Origin of the sequence: Stratiformator vulcanicus (assembly GCF_007744515.1) — a bacterium.
In the GTDB taxonomy this organism is placed as follows: Bacteria; Planctomycetota; Planctomycetia; order Planctomycetales; family Planctomycetaceae; genus Stratiformator; species Stratiformator vulcanicus.
Genome location: NZ_CP036268.1, coordinates 721947 through 735306 on the forward strand (window position 1 = coordinate 721947; position 13360 = coordinate 735306).

Annotated in this window: 6 protein-coding genes; 2 read left to right on the top strand and 4 right to left on the bottom strand. The window is 58.3% G+C overall.

The window, feature by feature from the left end; translation table 11 throughout:
* Positions 1 to 365: 365 nt before the first annotated feature.
* Entirely contained in the window at positions 366 to 1973 is a 1608-nt protein-coding gene (locus Pan189_RS02635) for a multiheme c-type cytochrome (protein ID WP_145362414.1), read from the top strand.
* 32 nt (positions 1974 to 2005) lie between these two features.
* On the opposite strand, the gene Pan189_RS02640 is transcribed toward Pan189_RS02635, so the two are convergent.
* The 3 genes from Pan189_RS02640 to Pan189_RS02650 all read right to left on the bottom strand — a co-directional run bounded on the left by Pan189_RS02640 (position 2006) and on the right by Pan189_RS02650 (position 7270).
* Positions 2006 to 3757 (bottom strand): TolC family protein, encoded by a 1752-nt coding sequence (locus Pan189_RS02640; RefSeq protein ID WP_310820989.1) that lies wholly within the window; start codon positions 3755 to 3757, stop codon positions 2006 to 2008.
* Between the two features lie 261 nt (positions 3758 to 4018).
* A complete protein-coding gene (locus Pan189_RS02645; protein ID WP_145362416.1) occupies positions 4019 to 5719 on the bottom strand; it encodes an adenylate/guanylate cyclase domain-containing protein in 1701 nt (566 codons plus the stop codon).
* A gap of 264 nt (positions 5720 to 5983) precedes the next feature.
* Complete coding sequence (locus Pan189_RS02650; RefSeq protein ID WP_310820990.1) at positions 5984 to 7270, bottom strand: PP2C family protein-serine/threonine phosphatase; 1287 nt, start codon at positions 7268 to 7270, stop codon at positions 5984 to 5986.
* A gap of 336 nt (positions 7271 to 7606) precedes the next feature.
* Here Pan189_RS02650 and Pan189_RS02655 point away from each other — a divergent pair, with 336 nt between their 5' ends.
* Complete coding sequence (locus Pan189_RS02655; RefSeq protein ID WP_145362418.1) at positions 7607 to 9598, top strand: toll/interleukin-1 receptor domain-containing protein; 1992 nt, start codon at positions 7607 to 7609, stop codon at positions 9596 to 9598.
* A gap of 102 nt (positions 9599 to 9700) precedes the next feature.
* Here the strand turns inward: Pan189_RS02655 and Pan189_RS02660 are convergent, their stop codons facing one another.
* Positions 9701 to 13243 carry a DUF4339 domain-containing protein gene (locus tag Pan189_RS02660; protein ID WP_145362419.1) on the bottom strand — a complete coding sequence of 1181 codons (3543 nt, stop codon included), beginning with the start codon at positions 13241 to 13243 and terminating at the stop codon, positions 9701 to 9703.
* Positions 13244 to 13360: the final 117 nt, after the last annotated feature.

The window sequence follows — 13360 nt, forward strand, 5'->3', positions numbered from 1 at the left end:
CAGGGAGTCGACCGTGATTGGCGGGCGGTTCCAAAGTCGGATCGAGGCAAACATCAGATTGAGTTCGTCGCGGTGATCCAACTTCGACTGTCACCCGTGCCGCCAGCGTGCCTGCTCCGAACCGATTCGGCGTTGGATCGATTCGGTGATCCTGCGTGTCGCCCTTCCGCGATTAAGAAGAAGTCAACCCGATCGGACGTGATGCGTGCAGGCTGACCTTCCCTGATCAAAGCAATCGCGCCGAATTCACTTTTGCGAATCGCAGCCGGGACGATAGGCTGCGAAAAGTGAGGTGTCAACGAAATACGGATCGGATGTTCGCAGGCATTACGTTCGGTCGATCCGTCCCCATCTGAAGTGAGTTGATGATCCTGTCCAATTTGCCTGACGATCCACAGAACTTTCCAAGGTGTGTCCCCGTGACGAGTGACGCCCCTCTGTCCCATTGTCGGCGGCTCGTAGCATCCGTCGCGCTGAGCTTACTGTTTGTCACGCCGCAATTAGCAACGGCAGAGAATGCGCAAGTTTCGACTGGCAGCCCGGAAGCGGAGAACTCGAACCCGAAGAGCAGTGAAGACCACCGTCATTCCGAACTGCTAAGCGCGGCGAGTTCATGCAGCGGGCGAGGCTGTCATGGCAGAGCCCGGCCGACTGAAGGAGAGGGAGCAGGGCTCAACGAGTTTACGCTGTGGCAATACCGCGACCCTCACACGACGGCGTACGCGGTTCTCAAGAGTGCGGAGAGCGTCCGCATTTCCGAATTGCTCTATGCTGACCGGCTTTCAAAGGATGGTCGTCTACCAGATGAACTGAAACCGTGGAACGACGTCACCTGCGTTGCCTGTCACGGCTCGATTGCCAAAGTGAAAACCGAGCGGCCGGATCGGCAGGCAAACTTCACGGCGACCGGCAGAGGAATCAGTTGTGACAGTTGCCACGTCGAGCCTGCGAAGTGGATGGGAGGACATGTCGAGCTGGCCTCGTATCAAGCTGAAGCCGACCGGCGAGCCGCTTACAAGAATGTCGGGATGCCGTATCTTTCCGATCCCTACGTGGCCGGGGAAACGTGTGCGGCGTGTCATGTCGGCTCTGCGGCGACTGCTGAATTTCCCGCCCGCGACGTCAATCACGACCTGATCGCCGCCGGACATCCGCGGCTGCTGTTCGACCTGCCGACGTTTCTCGACGCCATACCGCCTCACTGGCGTGGCAAAGGGCCCGCAACCAATCGACTGGAATGCTGGGCGGCGGGGCAAGTGACCGGCTCTCGAGCTTGGATCGGACTGATGAAAGACCGTGCTCAGTTGACGCGGGCGGACCGTGACCGACCCTGGCCCGAGTTCGCCGAATCTTCCTGCTACGGGTGTCACCAAGATCTCGTCCCGCTGATGTGGAAGAGATCGGAGAGCAACGGTCGACCCCAATGGGGGAATCACTTCGCCGATTTAACGGGGGAAGCGGCCATTGTCAGCGGGATCGCAGGGAAAGATGTCCGCCGACTAGAAGAGGTGTTGGGCGAATTGACCGGCGAGATGAGTCGCTTTCGCCCGGAGCCTGATCGTGTGATCGAATTGGGGAACCAAGCGGATGGCTTGCTAGCAAAGTGCCGGATCGCAAAGCGCCCGTCGAATCAGAACGTGATCCGAGAGAAGATCGCCAGCTCCGTCCTCGATCGGCTCCCGCAGTTCGAGGCGTGGGATGGCGTCGTCAAAGCCTATTTTCTGATCGATGCACTCAACCAGGATCGCTCCGGCGGTTCACAATCGACAGAGCTCAGCGAGCTGTTTCAGAGGATCGAAATTAACAAGACGACTGGCAAGTTCGGTCGGGAGCTGAGTCCGGTCCGATTTCGGTTCGACCGTCGTGATCGTGCGATCGAGACGATGCGCGAGCTTTTGGAACGTCAGTTGAAAACACCCGGCGAACCACTTTCCGAACGGGCGGAGCCTTCTGGGCAGATCGTTGCCAACTGATAGAAGTCATCAGTTGGGCCTCACCGTCGTGACTACTCAACAGGCAGCGCATCGTACGTTCGGGCCGGCTGGCGCGAGAGTTCGGGCTGCGTCGACTCTTCAAGAACCGACTCGTTGAGAGAGGAATCTTCGAGTAACGCCGGTGCCGGTGGGGGCGAATCGATGCCCCGAGGTGGAACGCCGCCGCTCGGAGGACGCTGATTGACGAGCGTCCCGGTTGAAGCGAACCAATCGGTGACCGCGTTGGCCAGATCGACTTCCGCCGAGAATCTTGCTTGGACGGCGACGCCCCATTCGCGGCGTGCCCGTACAAGCCGGTCGACATCGCATTGCCCGTGGCGATGTAGTGACGTGATCGCATCGAGGTGTGTTTTCGCGGCACTTTCCGCTGTCCGGCTGCGATCGACCAATTCCCGCCGATAGCGAACGTCATCAGCGGCCTGGCGGACTTCGTCTTCGACCTGCCGTTTTAACTGTTGAAGCCGTAACGTCTCCTGATGCAGGTCCACTTCGGCTTGGCGGACCGACGCGTTCGCGGCTCGCTGACCGACCCAGTGCTGGTACCGGATGCCCGCGGACAAGCTCCCGAATTCTCCGCTGGAAAACGCGTCGAGGCTTCCCGGAATGTCTTCGGCCAAGCCATTCAGACCCGCACCGGCGAATAGTGACAGATCGGGCTCCAGGCCATCGCGCGCTTGCTTCAGGCGGAGGTGAGCCGACCGCACTCGGTAACGCTGCGAGTTTAGGTCAGGGCGACGCAAGCTCGACTCGGCCAATCCCCAATCGACGTCAATTTCAGCCGATTGCACCGACGGGCGATCGGCGATCAGCAATGGTTCGACCGCATCGTCCGGAAGCTCGAGCAGGCGCCGCAGTTGTCGTGATGCGGCCGCTTGCCGCCGGAATGCTTCGGTCTGCTCGCGACGAAGCTGCGCCCAATTCGACTCGGCTTGGGCTAACCCACTGGCCGACCCGTTGCCGACCTGCAGTCGCTTCCGCTCCAAATCGACGGTCCATGAAGCCTGTTCAATTAACAGTTCCAGTTGGGCAACCTCTTCCTGAGCGAGGAATGCCTGCCAGTATTGGCGATGGACCGTCAGGATCGTCTCGTTGACGGCGGCTTCCGATTCCTCGATCGAAGCGGCATGTGTTTGTCGCGCGAGGAGGATCGGAATCCGGTTGATGTCACTGCCGCGTCCCCTCATCAGCGGTTGTTCGGCGGTGACGGCTACCGCCGATCGCCAAGCCGGATTGAGGATCAGCAGCGAGCCGGTCGGATCGGACTGCTGAAAGCCGTTCGAATAACCGATTCGTGTTCGCGTTCCATACTCCCAAAGTTTGGTCGCTTCCAGCTGATCGCCTAACCCGTTGGGGGCGTCGGCATTAGTCGTCTGGATGCGATCGATGCCGGTGCCGAACGACTCGACCGCCGACGCGACCTGCTCGTTCGCCGTGCTCAGAGCCAAGCCAGCTGCGAGTCGAACATCGAAGACCGATTCCGCCGCGGTGATTTCCGGGCGCGTTCGCTGCGGGAGATACCCTGCGATCCGAATGCCGAGGTTTCGCTCCAAGGCCAGGTAAATCGCGTGGTCGAGTTCCAGCAGATCGTCGTCGGATAGCGGGGACTCGAATGAGGCTGGAATGACCTCTCGATCAACCACTTCCGATTCCTGCCCGTCAGTGAATACGGCGCTTGCGACCAGTTCGGAGGCCTTTTTGCCTGTCCCGGACGCCTCCATCGGATGGTCCGGTTGGGTCTGGCCGCGTCCTGTGAAGGAAGTCACATTCTCTCGAAATCGTTCCCACGCGGCCCGCTCGGAGGATTCCGGGACCGAAAGCGAGGCGCAACCCACTGGTATGAATAACGTTATCGCAATCGATATGGCCGCGAGCGCAGCGCGGACCGCTCCCGATGTTGAACGACGGCACGGCGGAGGTAATGTGGGCGCGCTCATGGTTGATACCAAAAGAATCGGCTCAACCGGTGTACGCCCTCTAGTGGAAATATTCCGCGCGCTTCGAATATTCGGAAATATTGATGACGCTCAATGCCGCGGTCCCACCGTCCTTTGCAACAGGTCGTCCAAGCGGTTATCGCAGATCCGAAATGGTCGGACCGGCTCGGCGATTCCTTTCAGGCGGGTTTCTTCAAGTTCTTCGAATCGAAATTTGTCGCCGAGCAATGTCCGCGTGGCTGGACTGACGACAATTTGTCCCGGTCGGGCGACCTTCGATTCGAGCCGGCTCGCGACGTTGACGGTGTCTCCGATGACGGTGAAATTTCGGGCCTTCGGAGTGCCGATATCCCCGTAGACGACGGGCCCGCTATTGACGCCGACCCGGATTCGGAGCGTCACCTCAGGGGCATCGGGGACCTTGAGACCGTCGATCGCCAGCATCATATCGATCCCCGCCGCGACCGCCCGTTCTGCATGATCTGGTTGAGCAAGAGGAGCTCCAAAGTAGGCGAGCAATCCGTCACCCATGAACTTGTCGAGCGTGCCTCCGTGTTCGAAGATTGCTTCGATTAGATGTTCGTAGAGCGTGTTGAGCACGCTGACGACTTGGTGAGGCTCCATATTCGAAGACATCGCGGTGAAGCCGGAGAGATCGGCAAACATAACTGTGACGTCTGCCCGCTTGGAGCTCATCTGCCCGACATTTTGTTCCTCGAGCACCTGTTCCATCACCGCCGGTGGCAGGTAACCCTCGAGTCTGCGGCGCTTCCGGCGTTCTTCCTTCACCCGCGCCCGGGCCTCGAACATATTCATCGCGACAGCCGCATACAGGCTGAGTGAAAGCAGGTATTCGAGGTGATTTCGTTCGAAGGCGTCTCCACTCGTTTTCGTATCGGCATAGCAGAGCCCGACCGTTCGCCCATCGCGGTACATCGGGGCGCAGATCAGGGACGAGAGCTTCTGCCGGAGAATACTGACGGCGACCTCCGCTTCTTCCTCCACATTTCCAATCAGAACTGCCTGATTCTTTTCGATCACGTCGCGGATGACGGTTCGGCTCAGATCGATTTCATCATTATCTGTGCCGAGTCCTCGGAAGACGCAAGGTTGAAGCTGGCCCTCTGCGTCCAACAGAAAGAAGGCCGCCCGCTCGGCCGGGCAAAACATGAACAGCAGATTGAGAACGCACTCGAAGAACTCGTCGAGGTCAGTCGCGGTGATCAGTGCCTTGCCCAATTCTCCAAACGATTGCACGTAGAGCTGCAGCAAGTCGACCGTGGTCGACTGCTTCAGTCGATCACTGCTCGACAGCGCGATCGAATTCAAAATCGAGCTTGGGTCGTCCGCCAATTCGGCATGGGAGTCGCCGCCGCCCAAGGCTCTCGCGTATGAGCGGGCATTGAGTGACAAACTGGCTGACATGTCGGTGTCGTTGACCGCAAGCCGCCCAGAGGACTCGAAAAAAACCTTGCCTTGTTGCGCGACCGTCGAATTGGGATCTTCGAAGAGCAGGGTCGTCCCGCCGAGTCGCACGACATCGCGAGATCGCAATTGCGATTCTTCGACCTTTCTGTCGTTGACGTAGACGCCGTTGAGGCTCTTCTGGTCACGGATCGTCCAGACGCGGTTCTCCCGCGTCAGGACCGCATGGACCCGAGAGATATCCCGATCGGTCGGGATCGACAGGTCGACGTTCGTCGTTTGGCGACCGATGACGAAGCGATCGCGATTCAACTCGAAGACGTGCCCGGTCGCCTCGTTTTTTAGGTAGGGAGTCGAACTGGCCATGGTCTTCGCGGGACGCCGCCGTACTCGTCGATTTCAAATCGGCACCGTGCGGCGCCGGGCATAGGCTACGAGATTACCGCGGCTGCCCACATTGCTCTAGCGCTTCCGCGATTCGGTCGGCGTTTCCGACTGATATTCCCTTTGACAACGCCCCCAGTTGATCCCTATTCGGTCGCGCCGCTACACAGAATATCGACACCGAATTGTCCCGATAGAGCATGTTTCGAGATCAGACTCAAAACGATTGATCGGCCGGCAAACGGATCACCAACCGTGTTCCGGGCTGCCGAGAAATTTGACGGCCAGCAAGGTGCGATCGTCGGCGGACGACGCTCCGGAGTATGAGTCGACCGCTCCCAAGATTGCCGCGGTCAGTTCTGATGAGGGGAAGCCGGAATGCTTGCTGACCAGTTTCTCCAAACCTGCCGGGGTCAACATCTCGCCCTCAAGTCCGAAAGCTTCGGTAATTCCGTCGCTAAAGAGTAGCAGTCCTTCACCAGGTTTGAGTTGTCCCTCGAAGGTGGGAATTGGAGCCGTCCCGGCCGGGGTCGACGGTGCGATCCCGATCGGAGGAATGCCGTCGAATTCAAGCTGCCGTGTCTCGCCCTTGGCGTCAAACAGGATCGGCGCCGGGTGCCCCGCTAACGAGACAGAATACTCGCCGCTTTCGTGATCAATCAGTAAATAGACTAGCGTAAAAAACATGGCCGTCTCGTTCATCGCGAACCGCCGCGTGAGCCTTGAGAGCACTGCCGCAGGATCGGCGGCTCTGACTGGGGGCCGATCCGAGTTGAGAAGATTCCACCAATTTTTCGGGGATTCTTCGGTAATAATGCATGAGTCGTCGAACGTGACCTGCAACAGTTGATGCGCGGAGACCGCCTGAAGTGCGGAGGCGATGCCGTGGCCGGTCGCGTCGAGCACGAAGAACGCCGATTTCGTTTCATCGACCTGGCAGGCTCCGAGTAAATCTCCGCCGAGAATATCGCACGGATCGAATGACCATCCGACATCGAGATTTGAGAAGGTCGTGTCTTCGGCCGGGAGCCGGGAACGCTGCAAACTGGCAGCCGCCCGAAAGTCGGTATTGATCGATGCCTGCCGCTCCGCCAGCAGCGTGTTCGCCTGTCGCAGCGCGACGGTCGAGTTGCGGAGTTCGAGTGCCTGCCTGACGCGGGCATTCAAAATCTCGGCGTCAGTCCCCTTCGTCACAAAGTCATTCGCCCCGGCATGAAGAGCCTTCACGATCGAGTCGGTATCGGCACTTGCCGAATAGACGACGATCGGCAATTCGCCAATGCTGAAGCGCTGCCGGAACTGACGGACCAACTCGAAGCCCGAAATCTCTGGCATCGTCAGGTCGATGATCGCAAGATCAAATTCACCGTGTTCGATCAACTCCAGAGCTTCGGAGGTGGTGGATGCTTCGACAAATTTTCGATCGCCCTGATCAAGGAGCACTCGAACGAAACCCCGCTGATCGGCGGAGTCGTCAACCAGTAGGATTCTTTTCTGCCCGACATCGGACGAAGTTTCGGTAGCGACGATCAATTGAAGTTCTCCGAAGCGGACCGGCCTTCGGCCGACAGTCGCGGTATTGCGGGAGAGGGTAGGACCGAAAACGCAGTGCGAGGTCCGAGTTGCAAACCTGTTGTTGTTGATTGCCACTCTGAGCAACCGCCGCGGCGGCGGCAAACCAAACTCTCACTACATTGTGCGACCGACGGACGAAAAGTTCTTTGACGAGCAGGGGCGAGAACCACGAAGTATTTTGGAAAAGCCGATGAATGCTGGCCATTTTAATTTACAGACGGCTGGACTTGAACGTATGAACCCACGAGAATACGGTCTTTGCCGACATGTCTTTCAGGGATTGCCGGGGGCGAAATGGCAAAGCTTTTCATCTGTCGCAAGTGCGGACAGCGGATTCGCACTTCAGGTTACGCCCAGGTCCGGCCGGAACGATGCAGTCGATGTCGGGCGTTGCTCGAAGGCGACGGAATCGAGTGTCCGGATCACGATGTATTCATCAGCTTTTCGTCAGTTGATCTGGAGGATGCAACGCAGATTTCCCAGTTGCTGCAACGAGAAGGCTTCCCCAGTTTTTTCTCCCAAACCGGCATCAGTGCCGGCGATGACTGGCAGGAAAAATTGGTCTCTGCGCTCGAAGAAGTCCGTGCAGTCGTACTGGTGCTATCCCGCGATGCCGATCAATCAGTGCATGTTCAGCGGGAAATTAAAATTGCGGTCGAGGAAAAACTCCCGATTGTCACGTATAAACTCAAGAGCTTTCGCGAAAAGAAATTAAGGTATGCTGTTACCGGCCTTCACTTCATTGAGGCTTACAGATTAGGTAAGAAAGAGTCCCGCAGGCGCTTAGTTAAAGACGTTGAAGAAGCGGTTAAGCGTGGCAGGTCGAGAAAGACTTTCGTCGTTCAGGTTTCCCAGTGGGCTCAAGAACGATGGCGCGGCATTCGAAAGACGTCAAAGTATTTAACTCTTGCTGCGACTGTGGCCATTGTGACGCTCTGCGCGACGGTATGGAGCATGTCGACGACATCGGCTGCACGTACTGAGCAATTGGCCGAATCGATCCAAACGTCGCTTCCTTCGACGTGGGGACGACGGGAACCTTCGGACGCTTCGTTCTCCGTTGAGCCGGGAGAACACGAATTAATCGTCACCGGAACTCTCGATCAACAGATCGCGGTGATGAAAGATCTGAACGGCCGCCGGAGAAGCAGTGATGTCGAACCTTTGAAGGCGCTGGTGGAGGGGGAGATGTGTCGGGGGTTTTGTGATCCCGCCGACCGGCCGGTCTACGAAAAGCTGTTTCAGTTGGTTCGGACGAATTTCGACGGGATGCCGCTCAGGCAAAGCCTTGACGCGTTCGACGACGTTTTGCGCCTCGGGCTCGATATCGACGAAGCCGCGTTGAAGAGGGAGGGTGTCTATTCCGGAGTCGAGATCGAACTAAAATTGCCGCCACGACCGCTGCACGAAATTTTCCGACGGGTGCTGCATCAGCATGGGTGGGGGTACTTTGTTGATCGCGGTGTGTTAAGGATCGTTCCAAAAGGGGACGCCGCAAAAAGGCGGTATCGCGTTTTTTTCGATGTGCGTGATCTCGTCGGTATCGAAATTCCAGAGGAGGATTTAGCAGCGATCTCGCCCTCGCTCACGACGACGTCGAATGCCTCGGACGTAACGACGTCGGAAATCCCCGTTGTGCCGCCGGAAGTCGTACTCGACTCCGATATCGCGGAGCAACGGCAGACGGTGCCGATCTACCGGGAGAAGGTTGAGATTAAGTTGACCGGCCCCTCAACGATTCGGGCCGCTTTCGTCGACGATAACGCGGAGACAAGTCATTTCTTTCGTCCCCCCGAGCATCTCGTTTACGAGGCTGAAGCTTTCTCTAACATAGCAAGAGCTGCATCGGACGCTCGTGAAACATCATTGACGGAATTCAAAATTCGGTTTGCCGACCTGAGTCGTACAGAGGGGAAAGAGATCGTCGGCCGGTTTGTTGCCTATGGAAATCGGGAGCGGCTCAGCAACGACCCGTTCCATCTGAAGTCGAATGACGACGACCTGGGCGGGCTCCCGCTGCCCCTGAAAATCACCGATCGGATCGCCAGTTTTGTCGCGTCCGGATGTCAGGTTGATGTGGTGTGGTACCGACCCGCTCCCGACTCTGTCGCGATGCTGCTTGAGCCCGAAGTCAGCGTGACCGATTCGACCGATCACGAGTTGAGCCAATTGTCGGAAAGCTGCGCGTCTGGGGCGTCACCACCGGCGGGCGCTCAAACGGCACTCGAATGGGCCCACGCACGGGGGCTTGTCATCGGACGGATGACACTATCGAAGGCCGAGTGACAGGCCGAAGGCGGCGGTCAAATTTGCGATCGCTATAACGACACACAAGTGTAGTGGTGTCGATCTTAATAGCACTTTGCGGCAATCGCAGCAGCGAGGCCTTTAGCGATTGCCAAGGCCCAAGTCTTTGTCATCGACCGTGAATTGAAATAGCTCTGTGAATTCGGCTCCGACGTCAACATTAATGTTGGGCGGGATCACGCCGAGTTCGACGACATAGCGTTTGTAGTCATATGGAAGAATTTTCGCGCCGATGACATGGGTGGCGCCGTCCTCCCTCAATGTGTTGACTAATTTAACTTCGTCGGTCCCGATCGACCGACGTCCTACGGACGAACGGCCCGAATTGTTACCGCCACGGTTGGGGTCCGGGACACGTCGATACCGGATACCGAGTTTGTCGAAGCGGCCTCCGAAGATCGACGTCAACTGGCCGCTGGCCGCGACGGTCGTCTGGCGAACTCGATTCACAAAGTCAAAGAACTTCTGTTTCTTAACTTCGAAGTTTTCCGCTCCCGGCCTTGGATCGAGTCGATTCGCCCGGAGATAGATTGGGTAGGTCGGCAGCGGGTCGTAGTAGATCGGAGGAATGAATCCGAGGATCGTCGTTGAATAGTCGCGTGTGACAACGATGTCTTCGGGGCGAATTTCGTCGGGCTGCCAGAATGCCTCAAGCCCATTTGGTTCCACTGTAACAATGGCGTGACGGTCCTGAATTTCTTTTACCTTTAACAAGGTTGCCAGGTAGCGGCCGGGTAGTCCGCTGCTGTCGCTTCCCAGCGACTGAAAACTGTCTGCGTCCGCACGCGCGGCCCCGGAGGGACGAAAGACGCGGAGCCGATCGCCGATCTGAATTTTGTCACTGCGTCCGAGGTCGACGACGTACTCTCCCTCCCGAATAAATCGAGCCCGACTGGCTCGCGGCAGCGTCTTCCGCAGGAGCTGGTTCATCACATATCGCAGCGCGAGATCTTTATCATCATCATGTCGGCGACTCGTAATCAGAAATCGGTCGAGCGCGTTTTCGATCGACTCGATTTCCGCGATTTGATCGCGGGGGACACGGTGGTTTTCCTTATCGAGAGAGTAAAACGGAGTGCGGTACCACATTTCGGTTCCACGTTCTGCGTCGCCCTCTTCTTCAACGTAGACGAGATGCCGGGCCGGGGCCTCCGGAGTTCGGGCATAACCGAGCAGCGGCGGCACTTCTGCGCCGCGGAAATCTTCACGAAATTCTTCTTTAACTGTCGCGATCGAGAGATTGCCGGAGTCGAGATGAAATTGAACCGGGAGACTGGGCGGAGGCATACACCGATCGGCCGCTCCCTGCCAAACGACCTCCCCGGTCGTCGTTTTAATCAGCCGAAAACTAAGGTGGTAGGGCGCTCCACCCGATGACGGACTTACGGCGACCGACAAGACGTGTGAGGCCGAGGCGAGAAAGCCTTCGGTCTGATTGGCGGAATCACGGTGGGTGCCGGTTGCGTCGCGAATCGCGGTGACTCCCTCCTCCTGCAGCAAGTCGTGCAGAGAATCGGACGGCGTAGCGCGAGGAATCCCGAGTCGCGCCAAACGCTCGCCGACCGTGTCGCGGATTTCCTGAATTGCACTCACCAGAGGAAGACTCCGACGGAAGAGGAATGTCGCGAGCATTGCCTTACGAAATTGAACGTCGCGAGCTCGCGGCGAATTGGCAATTTCGTCAATCGCTTCTTTCGACCAGTCTTTCTCGGCCCCGCCTGCAGAGTTGATGCTGACCTCGGTCAACACGCGGACGTGCCCCGGAGCAGTGCGTCGCAACCGGTGGGCGACATTCAATAGGGCGTAATCGACAAAGTCTGTGAATGTGGCGGAATCGAGGATGTTCTCCCCTTCGGCTTTTCGAGCCGAGCCGACGTCGACATCGCGACGGCTGACAGTTTTGACCTCCCCGCGGGACGTCAGCATGCTCAACGAATTGTCATCGGCCCCGAGAAAAATCCCCAATTCGGAACGATCCGACAGCGACCGCTTCAGCACCGCAAATTCGATGGCGTCATCGCTCAGCAACTTGATAAAGCTCCAGGACTTCCAAAGTTGAGCCAGTTCCCGTGCGAATTCATCGGGGACGTCTTCATCTTCTCGCAAGGTGGCGAGACCGTCGCGGAATTCCCGCCGAGGGTCACGGATGACCGGAATGCGATTTCGATAACCGGCGAGGATCGCCCAGCGGGCCTGATCGTCGCTGACGGCACGGGCCACGAAACGGCCTGAACGGTCACCCTCGCGTCCGGTCGGATCCCATGCGATCCCGACCGCCGAGTTCCCGCCGGTGACGATTACAAAATCCGATCGCTGGACACGGTCGAGCATCTCGGCCATTTGGACGAGCCGTTCCACGCTCGCCTGAACGTCCCGTAACTCGCGCTCCAGGTCGGAACGAATCCCGCCGAGCCGGAGCATGAGTTGTCGACCCTCCGCCAGCATTGCGGCGCCCTCGGCCGGTCCCGATATCGTGCCCGAAAACGACTCGAACTTGTTGCTTGCCGTCCCGGCGGCAATCCCGGCCGTCTGTTGCTGACCAGCGGTGAGCTCGCCGCTGCCTGCCAATGTCGTGTTTCCCACCGGGCCTCCGACTGCGCCCGTTATTCCAGTTGTTTGTTGATTCTGAGCAATGCCGACGGTGGCATCGAAGTCGGATGTCCGGGCGAAGTATTGGAAGTGTTTCGTTTCCCGAAACAGCTCATCCATCTCCGCGGTGTAACGTGATTTTGTCAGCCCGGAAGAAAGGGCGACCTCGACGCGTGGATGCAGCCCGGCACGTGTTTCGATGAGATTGGCCTGATCGGTCCAATTCCGACGCGCCTGGTCTTTCTTCTGTTCCAGCCGGTCGATTTCCGCAACGATTGCGTCGACCCGCTTGAACATCGATTGGAACGCATCGTCCTTTTCGTCGGCCGTCCCCTCCGGATCCGAGGTCAGTACATCTTCGATCTGATCCAGCGGCCCGGTGCGAAGACTGTCGCGGGCGTCGCCGCCGGACCACGAAACGATTCCCCACCCGGCAACTCCGAGCCCGAGCAGCACGGCAGCGGCAAGGCCGCCCGTGATGAGCCAATCCTTTGACGTACTCGGAGGCCAATCGATCATCGGCCCGTTGCCCCCGGCCGTTGAAATCTGGCCGGGCTGAATTTCCGCTGCGAGTTCGCTTTGCCGGATCGCCTCTTCGGCTTCATGCCGCGAGATTTCCTGCTCTGATTCAGAGCGGGCGTCGCCTGACGAAGACGTGTCGATGTGATGCGTCGATGGGTCAGAACCGCCGAGATCGCCGGTGTTTGTCTCGCTCGGACCTTCGGCGGTGCTCGGTTTCAGTGACTCCGGGTCGACCGGGACGTTCGCGGCTGAGCCGGCTGCTTCGGTTGAGACAGCTCCGCCGTTGGTCGCGATCGACTTTTTCTTTCGCTTTGCCGCCTGAGAAAGGCGCGCAAAAAGCTGTTGGAGCTCCGGCACATCGTGAGCAGGCACCCATTGCTCAGTCCCTTTCCGCAACACGTAGGTCGACTTCTTCAGCGAAATCTGCCCCGTCCGATGCAAGGCCGGAAGTGCATCGACTTCAAAGGGGCCGGCCGGTTTGCCGTCGACCGCCACGTAGAAAAGGTCGCTCATGTCGGGCCCGCTGAATTATCAAGAACGATCGCCAAATTTCTGGGAGATTCGAAGTTACCAGACAGTGACTTAATTTCCAGTAGTGGCGGATCGTTTCCGGCAAATTCGGCCAATTTG